Raw genomic sequence first — 15,347 nt, 5'->3', positions numbered from 1 at the left:
TTCTTTGCCGCGGCAAAGAAAAGTAGGTGCTGCCCCGCACAGGGGCGACGCGTGAGGTACCAATACCAAATCGCGGACGCCAGCGAAAACACAAAAAACCAACCAGCGCCGCAGACAACCACCCTCACCCCATCACATCAAACACAACCCTAGCAGCCTCCACAACAATCTCATCCCGCGGCAGCGTCTCCCTAGGCGTCACGCCAGTGAAGTAAACAGCAAGAACCAAAGGCTCCGCCGCAGGCGGATAAACAACAGCCACATCGTTAGCCGTCCCGTAGTCGCCACTCCCCGTCTTATCGGCCACACGCCAGCCGGAAGACACGGGCACGGCCGCACGAATCCGCGCAGCACCCGTCGTATTCCCCAACATCCACGTCTTCAACTGCTCCCGCTGCTGCAAGCCAAGCACCTCATCCGACAGCAGGAACTTCTGCACATCCAGCATCATCGCGCGCGGACTCGTGGTGTCGCGCATATCGCCCGGCACGGACGCATTGACCTCGGTCTCGACGCGCACGAGATTGAACCACTCGTCGCCGATGCCACGCGCAAACTCGTTCAGCACTTCAGACCCACCCAACGCCGTCAGCAACAGATTCGCAGCCGTGTTGTCGCTGTACTGAAGCGCCGCAGCGCATAGCTCACCTATCGACATGCCCTCGCGTACATGGCGCCGCGTAATGGGCGAGTTGGCGACGAGATCGGCTTCACCGAAGCGCACCCGCTCGTCCAGCAAACCACGTTCGGCCATGCTGCGCTTGAGCACCCATGCCGTCGCCACGAGCTTGAACGTACTGCACATCGGAAAGCGCTCGGATTCGCGGTAGCCCACATACGACCCGTCAGCCGTATTGAGCGCTGCAACGCCGAGACGTCCCTCACTCCGCTGTTCGAGCTTCTGAAACCGCTCCTGCGCGGCGAGATTGATCGATACCGATGAAGCGGGCTGCGCGCGCACGCCGGCGAGAGGGCTCGCCAGCAGCGCCAACAGCAGACTTCGACGCAAAGCAAAATGTGACATGAACGGCCCGCAAAAAGACTTGAAAGTCGATCGTAACGTCTGCGAGCCAGCTTTGCTGTAGCAAGTTGTCACTTCATGTTGCTCGATGCTTCTGTCGCCTGAAAAGCAGACCGGCCACATTCACTCGCGCGAATGCGGCCGGTCAGGGAAACAACAGAAAAAGCCTCAGGCGACCCGCAATACCGCGTCCCCATCGTGATCAACGGCGGCTTCAGGTTGCCCGCTCGCGGCGCGCTCGGCAAACGCATCACCGATCATCAACAGCGAAGGCTGCGATGCGTCGAGCCACAACTGCGCATCACCCGCTGCGAGACCGTCGAGCGTCAGCGTCAACATGCGCTCACGCGGCGTCGAGCATGCTTCCACGATCGCCACAGGCGTAGAACCCGCGCGGCCCGCGTCGATCAGTTGCTGCGCGATCTCGGGCGCGCTGTCGCGGCCCATGTAGAACACCAGCGAGTCCGCGTTCACCTGCTCGCGAATCTCGGCGGAATCGGGCGCGCGGCTATGCGTCGCGAGCGCCACGCTGCGCGACACGCCACGCAGCGTCAGCGAACGCCGCAGCGACGCCGCGCTCGCCAATGCCGCCGTGATACCCGGCACGACTTCATATTCGATGCCAGCCGCTTCGAGCGCACGCATCTCTTCATCGGCGCGACCGAACAGCATCGGATCGCCGCCCTTCAGGCGCACGACGACTTCATGCTCGCGCGCCGCATCGACGATCTGCTTGTTGATGAAGTGCTGCGCCGTCGAACGCTGTCCGCAGCGCTTGCCGACCGCGATCTTGCGCGCTTGCGGCGCATAGTCGAGCATCGCTGGTTCCACCAGCGCGTCGTGCAGCACGACATCGGCGAGACCGAGCAGCCGCGCGCCGCGAACCGTGATCAGGTCCGCTGCGCCCGGCCCGGCGCCGATCAGATACACCTTACCCATGTGCTTCTCGCTCCGTCCGCGTCGAAACGTCAGGCGGCAACCGAACGGATCATGCCCGCCGCGACCGTGTGATGCGTCGCTTCGTCGATCAGCACGAATGCGCCCGTGCCCGGATGCGCGTCGTACTCGTCGGCGACGATCGGCTTTTGCAGCGTCAGCGACACGCGGCCGATATCGTTCATCGCCAGTTCGTGACGGTCCGTTGCGTGCGACAGCGTATGCACGTCGAGCACCTGCTGGATGCCGCCGACACGCGCGAACACCGTGTTGGTGGTCTGCTTGAGCAGATACTTGCGAGCCGTCGACAACGGCGTTTCGTCGAACCAGCACAGATCCGCTTCGAGCTTTTTCGCCGGTTGAACGGCGGTCGCGGCGTGCACGAACGTATCGCCGCGCGATACATCCACGTCTTCCGCGAGACGGATCGTCACCGTCTGACCCGCGAAAGCACGGTCCACTTGTGCCGTGCCGCCAGGCACGGGTGCGATGATTTCAGCAACGGTCGCCTGACGGTTCGCCGGCAGGACCGTGATCGAATCGCCGAGCTTCACTTCGCCCGATTCGACGCGGCCCATGTAGCCGCGGAAATCGTCGGCCTGGCTGCCGTCCTGACGTGCGACCCACTGCACCGGGAAACGCAGCGCTTCGTGCGATGCCGTATCGACGGGCAGTGCTTCGAGCACGTCGAGCAGCGGTTCGCCCGCGTACCACGCCATGCGCTCGCTGGCCGTGACGATGTTGTCGCCCTTCAATGCCGACACCGGCACGAAACGCACGTCGCTCAGGCCAAGCTGGCGAGCCAGCGTGACATACGCATCGCGAATCTCGTTGAAGCGCGCCTCGCTGTACTCGACGAGGTCCATTTTGTTGATCGCGACGATCACATGCTGCAAGCCGAGCAGCTTGACGATCGCGCTGTGGCGCTTGGTTTGCGGCAGCAGTTGCGCGACGCCATCTTCGAACGTGACGCGCGTGGCGTCGACGAGAATGATGGCAGCATGCGCCGTCGATGCGCCCGTCACCATGTTGCGCGTGTACTGTTCGTGGCCCGGCGTATCGGCGATGATGAACTTGCGCTTGGCAGTCGCGAAGTAGCGGTACGCGACGTCGATCGTGATGCCTTGCTCGCGTTCGGCTTCGAGGCCGTCCGTCAGCAGCGACAGATCGATTTCGTCGCCGACCGTGCGCTTGTTCTTCGCGCGCGACAGTGCCGACAGCTGATCCGACAACACAGCCTTGCTGTCGTACAGCAAACGGCCGATCAGCGTGCTCTTGCCGTCGTCGACGCTGCCTGCCGTGATGAAACGAAGCACGCCGAGGTCTTCAGGTTGATGCGTGGTGCTCATAGTGATTCTTTCCTCTGCGTGCTCTTTAGAAATAACCTTGCTTCTTGCGCTGTTCCATCGCCGCTTCCGACGTCTGGTCGTCCATGCGCGTCGCGCCGCGTTCCGTGATTTCCGTCACGGCCGTTTCAGCGATGATCTTTTCCACATCGTCCGCATCGCTTTCGACGGGGCACGTGCAGCTGATATCGCCGACCGTACGGAAGCGCACCAGCGCTTCTTCGCTCGACTCGCCATCGCGGATCGGCGTGAGCGGCGTCACGGGCACGAGCAGGCCATTACGGCGCACGATCTCGCGCTTGTGCGCGTAATAGATGGACGGCAGTTCGAGGTTCTCGCGGGCGATGTATTGCCACACGTCGAGTTCCGTCCAGTTCGAAATCGGGAAAACACGCAGATGCTCGCCTTGATGCAGACGCGCGTTATACAGGCTCCACAGTTCCGGGCGCTGTGCCTTCGGATCCCACTGACCGAACTCGTCGCGGAACGAGAAGATGCGCTCTTTCGCACGCGCCTTTTCTTCGTCGCGGCGCGCGCCGCCAATCATCGCCGTGTAGCCGTATTGTTCGATGGTTTCGAGCAGCGTCACGGCTTGTGCGGCATTGCGCGAATCCGTTTCGCGACGCAGACGCACGGTGCCCTTCTTGATCGAATCTTCGACATGACCGACCACGAGTTCAGCGCCGATCTCTTTCGCACGACGATCGCGGAAGTCGATCACTTCATCGTAGTTGTGACCCGTGTCGATATGCACGAGCGGGAACGGCAGCTGCGTCTTGCGGTTCGCACCGAGGCCGAATGCCTTCAGCGCGAGCGCCAGCACGACGACGGAATCCTTGCCGCCCGAGAACAGCAGAGCGGGCTTGCTGCACTCGGCAACCAGTTCGCGCAGGATGTGGATCGACTCGGCTTCGAGCCAGTCGAGGTGGTCCATGCGGTTCGCCGTGACGTTCAGCGGTGCGTTGACAGTGGAATCGAGCGTCGTGCTCATGTTCAGGTCCTTCGTTGGTTCGTGTCGCATGATCGGGTTCTCACCAGATGTGTGCGACACGAGAAGATTCAATCGAAATCTGCTTCTGCGTTCGCTTGCGTCGCCGTTAATGGGCGGAAGCGTTCTCGGTAATGACAGTGACGGGGATCGTCGTGATGTGCAGCCCGCATTCCTTCGTATCGCGGGATTCCCACCACCAGCGCCCTGCCCGGCTGTCTTCACCGGGACGCACGGCACGCGTGCAAGGCTCGCAACCGATGCTCGGATAGCCGCGCGCATGCAGCGGATTCACGGGCACGTCGAACGCCTTCAGGTACGCCCATACATCGGCTTCCGTCCAGTCCGCGAGCGGGTTGTACTTGGCGATGTTGCGTGCGTGATCCTGCTCTTCTTCATGCAGTTCCGCGCGCGTCACCGACTGTTCGCGACGCTGACCCGTGACCCATGCGCTCACGTCCGACAGCGCGCGGTTCAGCGGCTCGACCTTGCGGATTTCGCAGCAACGCTTGCGCAAGTCGATGCTTTCGTAGAACGCGTTCAGGCCATGCTGCTTGATGTATTCATCGACAGCGTCAGTCTGCGGGTGGAACTGCTCGATCGCGTAGCCGTAGCGCTCCTGCACGCGGTCAAGCATACCGAGCGTCTCCGCGTGCAGGCGACCCGTGTTCAACGAAAAAATACCAATCTTGACGCCGCGCGACAGAATCGCGTGCGTCAGCAGCATGTCTTCGGCAGCGAGGCTGCTCGCGAACTTGACCTTCTCGTGACGCTGCCCGATCGAATCGAGCAACGCATCGAGACGTTCGATCTTCGCCTGAAGCTCAGGCGTGACTTCCGTTGCGCTTGTCATACCGACGCCTTGTGTGCGGCTGCAGCCGCTTCACGATGGCGGAAGAGTGGCGAAGGATCGTCGAATGCACCTTGATATTGCACAGTGAATTCGGTGAACGCGTTGAGCGCGTCGTTGAAATCCTTGTCAGCGCGCAGCGCATACGCATTGAAACCGCAGCGTTCATAGAAACGCAGCTGATCGCGCAGCACGTCGCCGATTGCGCGAATCTCGCCCTTGTAGCCATAGCGCTCGCGCAGCAGACGCGCGGTGCTGTAGCCGCGGCCATCGCGGAACACGGGGAAATCCACTGCGATCAGCGCGACCTTGTCGAAGTCCGCGACGATGTCAGCGGGTTCGCTGTCCGGCGCGAGCCACACGCCGAGTTCCTGCGTGCTGCGCGATGCCGTCAGCGCATCACGTTCGGCTTGCCACAACGCGAACGGAACAATGATCTTGCCTGCGGGCAACTCGGCAACTGCGGGCAGCGTGCCGTCTTCGGCTGCGCGGATTACCGTGAAGTCGTCTTCGACGATTGCGCGGTCCTTGATAATCGATGCCATCTGCTAATCCTTGTTCCCGTTACGCGTGAGCCGGTTGACGCGATGCGTACACGCGTTCCTTGAACGGCGCGAGGCCGATGCGGTTGTACGTGTCGATGAAGCGTTCGCCGTCGATGCGATTCTCGACGAACGTATCGATCACCTTCGACACCACGTCCGGCATTTCTTCCGCCGAGAACGACGGGCCGATCACACGGCCGAGCTTCGCGCCGTCATGACCCGTGCCCTGCTCGCCGCCGAGCGACACCTGGTACCACTCGGAGCCGTCCTTATCGACACCCAGCACGCCGATGTTGCCGACGTGGTGGTGACCGCACGAGTTCATGCAGCCCGAGATGTTCAGCGACACGTCACCGAGGTCGTACACGAAGTCAGCGTTGTCGAAACGTTCCTGAATGGCTTGCGCAATCGGAATCGACTTCGCATTCGCCAGCGAGCAGAAATCGCCGCCCGGGCACGCGATGATGTCGGTCAGCAAGCCGATGTTCGGCGTCGCGAAACCTTGTGCCTTGGCCTTTTCCCACAGCGCGTACAGATCGCGCTTCTTCACGTTGGCGAGGATCAGGTTCTGTTCGTGCGACACGCGGATTTCGCCGAGCGAGTATTCATCGGCCCAGTCGGCGACGGCTGCCATTTGCGCATCCGTTGCATCGCCCGGCGCGATGTCGCGCGGCTTCAGCGAAATCGTCACCGACGAGTAACCCGACACGCGATGCGGGCGCACATTGCGCTCGACCCAACGCGCGAACGGCTTGCTTTCGAGCAGATGCTTTTCGAACGATGCGTCCGTGTCCGGCAGCTTTTCATACACAGGCGGCTGGAAGTACTGCGACACGCGCGCGACTTCCGTCTCCGTCAGCGTCGACGGGCCGTCCTTCAGGTGTTGCCATTCCTCTTCGACCTGTTGCGCGAACTTCGCGGGCGACAGCGCCTTCACGAGAATCTTGATACGCGCCTTGTACAGGTTGTCGCGGCGGCCATAGCGGTTGTACACGCGCAGCACGGCTTCGCAGTACGTCAGCAGATGCTGCCAGGGCAGATCTTCTTTAATGATCGCGCCGATGATCGGCGTGCGGCCGAGACCGCCACCCGCGAGAATGCTGGCGACCACTTCGCCCTCAGCGTTCTTCTTCAGATAGACGCCGAGATCGTGGATCTGCACGGCGGCACGGTCTTCCCTGGTGCCCGACACGGCGATCTTGAACTTGCGCGGCAGCCACGCGAACTCCGGGTGGAACGTCGACCATTGGCGCATGATTTCCGCCCACGGACGCGGATCGACGATTTCGTCGGGCGCGACGCCCGCGAACTGATCGGCCGTGATGTTGCGGATACAGTTGCCCGACGTCTGGATGCCGTGCATCTGGACGGACGCGAGCTTGCGGAGGATTTCCGGCGTTTCTTCGAGCTTGATCCAGTTGTACTGGATGTTCGAGCGCGTCGAGAAATGGCCGTAGCCGCGGTCATGCTCGCGCGCGATGGTCGCGAGCATACGCAACTGGTCGCTGCGCAGGTTGCCGTACGGAATCGCGATGCGGTGCATGTACGCGTGGCGCTGCATGTACAGGCCGTTTTGCAGGCGCAGCGGACGGAACTCTTCTTCGCTCAATTCGCCCGACAGGCGGCGGCGAACCTGGTCGGCATACTGCGCGACGCGTTCGTCGACGATGGTCTGGTCGTACTGATCGTATTGGTACATTCGGGGACCCCAGGGTTTGTTCGTCTCACACGACACGGCGTTCCGGTTACGCCGCGCTTCGGATTCGTCTTCATCAGTACGCTTTGAGCGAGACGGCGACCAACCGTTTAGACGCATCGCTCATTTGCTAATGACAAAAACAGATATCCATATTGAAAAAACTGGACAAATCGTAATAAACTCGCCTTATATTTCAAACGACTAAAAAATTCTTTTGATATGCGGCGAGGTTATATATGAACCTGCATCAGTTCCGCTTCGTGCGCGAGGCTGTCCGGCAGAACTTCAACCTGACGGAAGCCGCCAAGGCACTGTATACAAGCCAGCCAGGCGTCTCGAAGGCGATCATCGAGCTGGAGGATGAACTCGGCGTCGAAATCTTCACACGGCACGGCAAACGCGTGCGCTCGCTGACCGAGCCGGGGCGGATCATTCTGGCATCCGTCGAGCGGATCCTGCAGGAAGTGGAAAGCCTCAAACGAGTCGGTAAAGATTACGCGGCGCAGGATCAGGGCAATCTCGTGATTGCCGCGACCCACACGCAGGCGCGCTACTCGCTGCCCGCCGCCATCGCCGAGTTCAAGAAGCGCTTTCCCAAGGTTCACCTTTCTATATTGCAAGGCAGCCCGACGCAGGTCGCCGAACTGGTGCTGCACGATCAGGCCGACGTGGCCATCGCGACGGAAGCGCTCTCCACCTATAAGGAACTGGTGTCGCTGCCCTGCTTCACCTGGCACCACGTCGCCGTGATGCCCGCCGACCACCCGCTGCTGGAGCGCAAGCTGCTGTCGCTGGATGATCTGACCCAATATCCGCTGATTACGTACGACAACGCGTTCGCCGGCCGCACCAAGATCAACGAGGCGTTCCGCCTGCGCGGGCTGCATCCCGACATCGTGCTCGAAGCGATCGACGCCGATGTGATCAAGACTTATGTGGAACTGGGGCTGGGCGTCGGCATCATGGCCGATATCGCGTTCAATGCCGAGCGCGACCGTCATCTGCGCGCGATGCCCGTCGGGCATCTGTTCGGCAGCAACGTGACGCGCGTCGCGCTGAAACAGGGCGCGTATCTGCGCAGCTATGTGTATACGCTCGTCGAACTGCTGTCGCCGAATATGAATCGCAAGCTGATCGAGCAGGCGCTCAAGGGCGAAAACGAAACATACGAGCTTTGAGGTTTTTGAACCGCTATAACGGATCAGCTATAACAACGGCCACGCTATCTGCCAGGAGATCTTTCGCATGTCGTCGCACAAGAACAAGTTCAAACACGTCCTGACGCGCGTCGCCGCACTCGGCGCGCTTTGCTTCGCCGCCGCCGCGCACGCGGACATCAAGGTCGGCATCGATCTGTCGAGCACGGGCCCCGCCGCCGCGATCGGTATCACCAGCAAGAACGCAATGCTGATGTGGCCGAAGACGATTGCCGGGCAAAACGCGCAATACATCATCCTCGACGACGGCTCCGATCCGGGCAACGCGGTGAAGAACATCCGCAAGCTGATCAATGAAGACCACGTCGATGTGATCGTCGGCCCGAACATCACGCCCGCCGCGATGGCCGCGCTCGATCCCGTCGCCGAAAGCCAGACGCCGATGATCACGCTGATCGGGTCCGCAAGCGTGGTCGAGCCGCAGGAAGGCAAGAAGATCTGGGCCTTCAAGATGGCACAGACCGACAGCGCGATGGCCGATGTGATGACGCGCTACATGTCGAATCACAACATCAAGACGGTCGGCTTCATCGGCTTCGCGGACAGCTACGGCGATAGCTGGCTCAATGAGTTCACGAAGTTCGCCGCGCTGCGTCACATTCAGGTGGTTGCGACCGAGCGCTTTAACCGCACCGACGCGAGCGTCACGGGTCAGGTGTTGAAGCTGATCGCCGCGAAGCCGGATGCGGTGCTGATCGCGGGTGCAGGCACGCCGACCGTGCTGCCGCAGCGCACGCTGGTCGAACGCGGCTACAAGGGCGCGATCTACCAGACGCACGGCATCGCGACGCCGGAGTTCATCAAGCTTGGCGGCAAGGATGTCGAAGGCACGCTGTTTCCGACGCAGCCCGTCGTCGTCGCGCGCACGCTGCCTGCCGATCATCCCGCGAAGAAAGCGGCGCTGGCTTTCGTGAATGCGTATGAAGCGCAGTATGGTCCGAACACGGTCACGCAGTTTGCAGGCGATGCAGCGGGTGTGTATCCGCGCTTGCAGGATGCTGTCGCGCGCGCGTTGAAGACGGCACAGCCGGGCACGCCCGAGTTTCGCGCGGCGTTGCGCACGGAACTGGAACACGCGCATGAACTGGTGGTGCCGAACGGCGTCGTGAGTACCAGCGCGAAGGATCACGTCGGTCTGGATCAGCGGGCGAGCGTGATGGGAATTATCAAGGATGGGAAGTTTACTTATCTGAGTCAGTGAGAGTGACCCGACATCGCGGTTACGGGGCGCGCCTCGCCACGTAACCGCGATGCAATGCCTTACGACAACACCTCGATCGCCTCATCGATCACGCTGCGCCAGTCGCCCATCAACGTCTGACGCAGCGGCTTGAGATTCGTCATCCACGGCGACGTCTCCCCTTCCACGCCCCAGCGCCATTCGCTCGCCAGGTTCAGCGGCACGATGGTCAGCTTGCCGAGCATCGCGCTCAGGTTCGCCACACCCGAATCGACGGCGACTACAGCATCCAGTTGTTCGATACACGCTGCCGTTTCCGAGAACGATCGGATTCCCGGCTCGAAGACGCTCATGTTCCCCGAAGGCATGCCCGCAAAACTCTGCACGGCAGGATGATGCAGGCTGACGAAATGCCGCTTTGCCGCCACGGATGGATGCATCACGAGATGATCGACTTCCGTCAGCGGCAGACTGCGCCGGATCGCCGAGCAGCGCATCGACGCGCCGACTTCATGCGCGTGCCGCTGGTTGCAGTCCCAGAAAATGCCGATCAGCGATTTGCCTGCTTGCGACGCGCGCAGTTCGCGCGCCCATGCGATGGCCGCTTCGCGTTCGGCGTCGGGCGCACGCAGATAAGCCGGAAAAAACGGCGACGGCAACGGCGACTGCCGCGCGGCGAGCAACGGCAAATGCAGCAGCGTCGCATACAGATGCGGCGCAAACTCGCGCACCTGAACAGCCAGTTCTTCCGGCAAGTCCTCGTGTTGGTGCAACGGCCGCGCCGCGCTCACCACGCGGCAATCCGGCAGCGATGCCTGCAACAGCGGTTGCAACTGCGCATCGCAAGTGATCATCATCTGCGCGCCGGCATCGCGCCATTGTGCGACGTTGGCGAAGAACAGGAACTGATCGCCGAAACCCATCTGATGCGTGATCAGCACGCGCTTGCCGCGCAAATCCCGCTCGCCCGACCACACGGGAATACTGGCGGGCTGATAGTTGCCGCTGTCGCTGTCGTTGCGCGCGAGCCAGGGTTCGAAGCCCGCGGGACGGCCGGTGCGCAGCAAGGCCTCGCCATAAAAGTGCTTTGCCTTGGGAGCAAACCACTCGCCTTCAGCAGCAGCGCTGCGCCACGCTTCGCCCAGCATCGGGATGCCGCGCTCGACATCGCCCGACATCACCAGGCTCTGCCCGAGGCTCATGCCATAGAATGCCGGCTTCCACGGCAGCGCGGCATGATGGCGCCACGTCGCGACCGCATCGAAATGCCGTCCGAGCAGCGTCAGCGCGTGCGCGTGCCAGCTGACGAAATGGAGATCGCGTGGCTCGATTGCGAGCGCGCGGCTGGTGTAAGCGAGCAGTTCGTCGTCGCGCTTGTCTTCGATCAATGCGACGCAGACGGCGCGCAGCTTGTCGATATCGCCTGGTGCGTGGGCGAGCGCGTCGATTGCTTCCTGGACTGAAGACATGGCGGCGATTGTTTCGATGTTCTACGCGAATGGACGAAGGTCGGCGCGATGTCCGACCGGCGCGCGAGTATACGTCGTAGAATCGTGCAGCAATCTCAAAAACTCAAGCCTTATAGAGCAGCATCCATTCATGCGCACGACCCGAGCCATCCACGCCGTCGAACGGCTGAAAACCCGCAGCGGCAATGCGCGCTTTGCGGCCATCAGCCTGTCGGGCGGACTGTTCTATCTCGTCGACAAATCGAGCGGCACCGACCAGAAAGTGTCGGATCCGCTGCCGCTCGACGAGTTCGTCAAGTTCGTCGATGACTACGGCCCGAAAAAGCCGCGCAAGGCGAGCAAGCTCGACCTGGCATTCGAAGAGCAGATCAAGCGCAGCAAAAGCTGAACGCGATGCCGCGTGTCAGCCGTTCCCCACACGCGACCACGCCAGCGTCGCATCGCTGTCGAAGACTGCATCGATAAAGCGCAGACCCGCGACGCCGTCATCGACGGTCGTCAGCAGACGGCTTTCGGGCGGCAACGGCGAGCCGGCATCGATCGCTTCGATCTGCAGCGCGGCGTCCTTGTAGAGTTGCGCGAACGCTTCCAGATAACCCTCGGGATGCCCTGCCGGCACACGCGTCGCGTGTCGCGCGATGTCGCTGTCGACACGCGCGCGCGTCAGCCGTTGCGTCGCGCCGCCGAGCGGCGTGAACAGCAGTTCGTTCGGGTTCTCCTGATCGAACGCGATACCCGCCTTCGTTCCATAGACGCGCAGACGCAGCGCGTTTTCCGCGCCGCTCGCCACCTGGCTCGCCCACAGCACGCCGCGTGCGCCGTTCGCGTAGCGCAGCATCGCCTGGATGTGGTCGTCGACCTGACGGCCTGCGACGAAGGTATGCAGTTCAGCGGCGATTTCGACGGGCAGCATGCCTGTCGCGAACGCAGCGAGGTGATAGGCGTGCGTGCCGATATCGCCGAGACATCCCGCGCGGCCTGCCTGCTTCGGATCGGTGCGCCACGCCGCCTGGCGGTTCTCGCCCGTGAGTTCGACGGGCGTCGCCAGCCAGTCCTGCGCGTATTCGACCTGCACGACCCGCACGTCGCCGAGCGCCCCGCTCTCGACCAGTTCGCGTGCATGGCGCACCATCGGATAGCCCGAATAGGTGTGCGTCAGCGCGAACAACCGGTTTTTCTCGCGTGCGAGCTTCGCGAGCGCCTCGCCTTCTTCGAGCGACATCGCGAGTGGCTTGTCGCAGATCACGTGGATGCCGGCATGCAAAAACGCCGTCGCGACGGGCGCATGCAGATGATTCGGCGTGACGATCGACACGGCGTCGATGCCGTCGTCGCGGGCCGCTTCGGCGCGTGCCATCTCGTCCCAGCTCGCATAGCCGCGCGCGATGCCGAGTTCGTCGGCACTGGCCCGCGCGCGCTGCGGATCGGACGATAACGCAGCCGCCACCAGTTCGAAACGATCGTCGATACGCGCCGCGATCCGGTGCACCGCGCCGATGAACGCGCCCTGCCCGCCGCCGACCATGCCCAGCTTGAGTCTTCGTGTCATCGTGATGCGCTCCTGTCTTGCGTCCGCTTCTTGCGCCCTGCTCGAAGGCCCGCTCAAATGCCCAGCAGGCGCTTCAGTTGCGCCGTATCTGCGCCACTGCCCGCGAAGTCGTCGAAGGCCCGTTCGCCCACGCGGATAATGTGCCGCCGGATGAACTCGGCGCCTTCGCGCGCGCCGTCCTCGGGATGCTTCAACGCGCATTCCCATTCGAGCACGGCCCAGCCGGGGAAATCGTATTGCGCCATCTTCGAGAAGATCGCGCCGAAATCGATCTGCCCGTCGCCGAGTGAACGGAAGCGCCCGGCCCGCTCGACCCAGCCGCTATAGCCGCCGTACACGCCTTGCCGCCCGTCAGGACGAAACTCCGCATCCTTCACGTGAAAGATCTTGATGCGCTCGTGATAGATGTCGATGAACGCGAGGTAGTCGAGTTGCTGCAACAGGAAGTGACTCGGATCGAACAGGATGTTGGCGCGCCGGTGGTTGTTCACGGCTGCGAGAAACCGCTCGAAGGTCACGCCGTCATGCAGGTCTTCGCCCGGATGCAGTTCATAGCAGACATCTACGCCTGCTTCATCGAACGCATCGAGTATGGGCGTCCAGCGGCGCGCGAGTTCTTCGAACGCCGCTTCGACGAGACCGGCGGGCCGCTGCGGCCACGGGTACAGATACGGCCACGCGAGCGCACCGGAAAACGACGCATGCGCGGTGAGTCCGAGACGCTGCGACGCCTTCGCCGCCCACTTCAACTGCTGCACGGCCCATTCGGTGCGCGCCGCCGGATTGCCGCGCACGTGCGGCGCGGCGAAGCCGTCGAACAGTGCGTCATAGGCGGGATGCACGGCGACGAGTTGTCCTTGCAGATGGGTCGACAGTTCGGTGATGGCGACGCCGGCATCGCTGACCACACCAAGCAGTTCATCGCAATACGTCTGGCTGGCGGCGGCCTTTTCCAGATCGACGAGACGCGGATCGGTGGGCACCTGAATGCCCTTGTAGCCGAGACTCGCGGCCCATTGTGCGAGATGCGCGAGGTTATCGAACGGCGCACTGTCGCCCATGAACTGCGCGAGAAAGATCGCCGGGCCTTTGATCGTTTTCATCGTGCTGCTCCTTGCGATGGAGAAGGCGCTGCGCTTCAGCGCGACTGCCGCGAAGCGCAACGCGCGCGGTCAGATCAGAACGGCGAGTCCGGGAAGTAGAAGTCTTTGGCGTTTTCCTTCGTGATCAGCACGGACGGGATGATGGTGGTGGCCGGGAGCTTCTCGCCTTTGAGGCGCGCTTCTGCTGTCAGCTTGATGGCGTCGTAGATGAATTTCGGCGAGTACGACACATCGGCCTGAATGAGCGGCGCGCCGTCCATCACGTTCTTGACCATGCCTTTCGAGCCGGCGCCGCCGAACACGATCTTGATGTCGCTGCGCTTGGCCTGATCGATGGCCTTGATGACACCGACGGCCATGTCGTCGTCGGCGGCCCAGACGGCGTCGATGTGCTTGAAGCGCGTGAGGTAATCCTGCATGACCTTGAAGGCGTCATCGCGATTCCAGTTGGCGTATTTCGCGTCGAGGATCTTGATGTTCGGATAGTTTTTCAGCACGCCCGTGAAAGCGGTCCAGCGCTCGTTGTCGAGCGTGGTGGGAATGCCGCGCAGTGCGACGATATCGCCTTTACCGTCGAGTGCTTTTGCGAGGTACTCGGCGGGGATTTTGCCGAAAGCGGTGTTATCGCCGGCGACGTACGCGTCTTGCGCGCTGGTGTCTGTCAGGCCACGGTCGACCACCGTGACATAGACTCCTTTTTTCTTCACCTGCGCGACGGGTTGTGTCAGCGACGCGGATTCGTACGGGAAGATGACTAGCGCGTTGATCTTGTTGACGGTGACCAGGTCTTGCAGCTGGTTCGCCTGTTCCGGCGCGTTGGCGGCTGTTTTGACGATCACCTTCAGATCGGGGTGGGCTTTTTCCAAGTCTGTTTTTGCCTTGTTTGCCCACCAGACGATGCCGCCTGTGAAGCCGTGATCGGCGGTGGGGATGGCGACGCCCAGTGTTACTTTTTCCTGCGCATTTGCTGTTGATGATGCTGCGGCTACTATGCTGAGCGCCAGCATGCCCGCGGTCAGCGTTCGGATCATTTGCTTCATGGTTGTCTCCTTTGCTTTCTTCGAAGATGGACTGCTCGTTGGAACTCGCTGTTTGCTTTTTGCTTTTCGCCTTTGCTTTTCGCTTTTTGCCTTTGCTTTTCGGTGGCATCCGCGATTTGCCTTCGCACTTCATGCGTCGCCCCTGTGCGGGGCAGCACCTACTTTTCTTTGCCGCGGCAAAGAAAAGTAGGCAAAAGAAAGCCGCTAAACACCGCCAATCCTTGTAGTTGCCTGCGGGCCCCCAGCCGGTCCTATCCTTCACACGGCATCGATTCTCTTGATGCCCGCTGCCAGCGCTCTTTAAGAGCGCATCACCCTCTTCAAGCACCCGCGTCTCAGCGTGCCTTACCAGTTAGTCCCAGGCCGCCCAGGTGGCAAACGGTGTGTCGGCTGTCGCGCCTTAT

14 protein-coding genes are annotated in these 15,347 nt (G+C 61.9%); 3 read left to right on the top strand and 11 right to left on the bottom strand.

Annotated features, from left to right (window positions below):
- Positions 1-124 precede the first annotated feature (124 nt).
- The 7 genes from bla to DK391_RS41445 all read right to left on the bottom strand — a co-directional run bounded on the left by bla (position 125) and on the right by DK391_RS41445 (position 7,385).
- Positions 125-1,024: a class A beta-lactamase gene (gene bla, locus DK391_RS41475; protein ID WP_109483811.1), complete on the bottom strand. Its 900-nt coding sequence runs from the start codon at positions 1,022-1,024 to the stop codon at positions 125-127.
- Between the two features lie 165 nt (positions 1,025-1,189).
- Positions 1,190-1,960, bottom strand: a complete 771-nt coding sequence (cobA, locus tag DK391_RS41470; protein ID WP_109483810.1) for a uroporphyrinogen-III C-methyltransferase — start codon at positions 1,958-1,960, stop codon at positions 1,190-1,192.
- A 29-nt stretch (positions 1,961-1,989) separates the two neighbouring features.
- A complete protein-coding gene (locus DK391_RS41465; protein WP_109483809.1) occupies positions 1,990-3,306 on the bottom strand; it encodes a GTP-binding protein in 1,317 nt (438 codons plus the stop codon).
- Between the two features lie 25 nt (positions 3,307-3,331).
- A complete protein-coding gene (cysD, locus tag DK391_RS41460; RefSeq protein WP_109483808.1) occupies positions 3,332-4,294 on the bottom strand; it encodes a sulfate adenylyltransferase subunit CysD in 963 nt (320 codons plus the stop codon).
- A 106-nt stretch (positions 4,295-4,400) separates the two neighbouring features.
- Positions 4,401-5,144: a phosphoadenylyl-sulfate reductase gene (locus DK391_RS41455; RefSeq protein WP_109483807.1), complete on the bottom strand. Its 744-nt coding sequence runs from the start codon at positions 5,142-5,144 to the stop codon at positions 4,401-4,403.
- Positions 5,141-5,686 (bottom strand): DUF934 domain-containing protein, encoded by a 546-nt coding sequence (locus DK391_RS41450; RefSeq protein ID WP_109483806.1) that lies wholly within the window; start codon positions 5,684-5,686, stop codon positions 5,141-5,143. Before DK391_RS41450 ends, DK391_RS41455 begins: the two co-directional genes overlap by 4 nt.
- 19 nt (positions 5,687-5,705) lie before the next feature.
- On the bottom strand, positions 5,706-7,385 hold the full coding sequence (locus DK391_RS41445) for a nitrite/sulfite reductase (protein ID WP_109483805.1): 1,680 nt from the start codon (positions 7,383-7,385) through the stop codon (positions 5,706-5,708).
- A gap of 236 nt (positions 7,386-7,621) precedes the next feature.
- Between DK391_RS41445 and DK391_RS41440 the strand changes: the two genes are divergently transcribed.
- Together DK391_RS41440 and DK391_RS41435 are read left to right on the top strand one after the other, a co-directional pair.
- Positions 7,622-8,563: a CysB family HTH-type transcriptional regulator gene (locus DK391_RS41440; RefSeq protein WP_109483804.1), complete on the top strand. Its 942-nt coding sequence runs from the start codon at positions 7,622-7,624 to the stop codon at positions 8,561-8,563.
- 67 nt (positions 8,564-8,630) lie between these two features.
- Positions 8,631-9,803, top strand: coding sequence for an ABC transporter substrate-binding protein (locus DK391_RS41435; protein WP_109483803.1), 1,173 nt, complete (start codon positions 8,631-8,633; stop codon positions 9,801-9,803).
- Between the two features lie 59 nt (positions 9,804-9,862).
- Here DK391_RS41435 and DK391_RS41430 read toward each other — a convergent pair whose 3' ends face one another.
- Positions 9,863-11,251, bottom strand: a complete 1,389-nt coding sequence (locus DK391_RS41430; RefSeq protein WP_109483802.1) for a hypothetical protein — start codon at positions 11,249-11,251, stop codon at positions 9,863-9,865.
- A 130-nt stretch (positions 11,252-11,381) separates the two neighbouring features.
- On the opposite strand from DK391_RS41430, the gene DK391_RS41425 reads away from it, so the two are divergent.
- Positions 11,382-11,639, top strand: coding sequence for a hypothetical protein (locus DK391_RS41425; RefSeq protein ID WP_109483801.1), 258 nt, complete (start codon positions 11,382-11,384; stop codon positions 11,637-11,639).
- 15 nt (positions 11,640-11,654) lie between these two features.
- Here DK391_RS41425 and DK391_RS41420 read toward each other — a convergent pair whose 3' ends face one another.
- From DK391_RS41420 to DK391_RS41410, 3 genes are all read right to left on the bottom strand, one after another.
- Positions 11,655-12,800, bottom strand: coding sequence for a Gfo/Idh/MocA family oxidoreductase (locus DK391_RS41420; RefSeq protein ID WP_109483800.1), 1,146 nt, complete (start codon positions 12,798-12,800; stop codon positions 11,655-11,657).
- Between the two features lie 53 nt (positions 12,801-12,853).
- On the bottom strand, positions 12,854-13,903 hold the full coding sequence (locus DK391_RS41415) for a sugar phosphate isomerase/epimerase (RefSeq protein ID WP_109483799.1): 1,050 nt from the start codon (positions 13,901-13,903) through the stop codon (positions 12,854-12,856).
- Positions 13,904-13,977: 74 nt separating this feature from the next.
- Complete coding sequence (locus DK391_RS41410; protein WP_109483798.1) at positions 13,978-14,943, bottom strand: substrate-binding domain-containing protein; 966 nt, start codon at positions 14,941-14,943, stop codon at positions 13,978-13,980.
- Between the last annotated feature and the right edge of the window lie 404 nt (positions 14,944-15,347).

Source organism: Paraburkholderia sp. C35 (assembly GCF_003121405.1).
Classification (GTDB): Bacteria; Pseudomonadota; Gammaproteobacteria; order Burkholderiales; family Burkholderiaceae; genus Paraburkholderia.
This window is presented reverse-complemented; position numbering and strand designations above follow the sequence as displayed.

Excerpts from the sequence above, each read along its gene's own strand:
- bla (WP_109483811.1), bottom strand. The coding sequence starts at position 1,024 with ATGTCACATTTTGCTTTGCGTCGAAGTCTGCTGTTGGCGCTGCTGGCG.
- cobA (WP_109483810.1), bottom strand. The coding sequence starts at position 1,960 with ATGGGTAAGGTGTATCTGATCGGCGCCGGGCCGGGCGCAGCGGACCTG.
- DK391_RS41465 (WP_109483809.1), bottom strand. The coding sequence starts at position 3,306 with ATGAGCACCACGCATCAACCTGAAGACCTCGGCGTGCTTCGTTTCATC.
- cysD (WP_109483808.1), bottom strand. The coding sequence starts at position 4,294 with ATGAGCACGACGCTCGATTCCACTGTCAACGCACCGCTGAACGTCACG.
- DK391_RS41455 (WP_109483807.1), bottom strand. The coding sequence starts at position 5,144 with ATGACAAGCGCAACGGAAGTCACGCCTGAGCTTCAGGCGAAGATCGAA.
- DK391_RS41450 (WP_109483806.1), bottom strand. The coding sequence starts at position 5,686 with ATGGCATCGATTATCAAGGACCGCGCAATCGTCGAAGACGACTTCACG.
- DK391_RS41445 (WP_109483805.1), bottom strand. The coding sequence starts at position 7,385 with ATGTACCAATACGATCAGTACGACCAGACCATCGTCGACGAACGCGTC.
- DK391_RS41440 (WP_109483804.1), top strand. The coding sequence starts at position 7,622 with ATGAACCTGCATCAGTTCCGCTTCGTGCGCGAGGCTGTCCGGCAGAAC.
- DK391_RS41435 (WP_109483803.1), top strand. The coding sequence starts at position 8,631 with ATGTCGTCGCACAAGAACAAGTTCAAACACGTCCTGACGCGCGTCGCC.
- DK391_RS41430 (WP_109483802.1), bottom strand. The coding sequence starts at position 11,251 with ATGTCTTCAGTCCAGGAAGCAATCGACGCGCTCGCCCACGCACCAGGC.
- DK391_RS41425 (WP_109483801.1), top strand. The coding sequence starts at position 11,382 with ATGCGCACGACCCGAGCCATCCACGCCGTCGAACGGCTGAAAACCCGC.
- DK391_RS41420 (WP_109483800.1), bottom strand. The coding sequence starts at position 12,800 with ATGACACGAAGACTCAAGCTGGGCATGGTCGGCGGCGGGCAGGGCGCG.
- DK391_RS41415 (WP_109483799.1), bottom strand. The coding sequence starts at position 13,903 with ATGAAAACGATCAAAGGCCCGGCGATCTTTCTCGCGCAGTTCATGGGC.
- DK391_RS41410 (WP_109483798.1), bottom strand. The coding sequence starts at position 14,943 with ATGAAGCAAATGATCCGAACGCTGACCGCGGGCATGCTGGCGCTCAGC.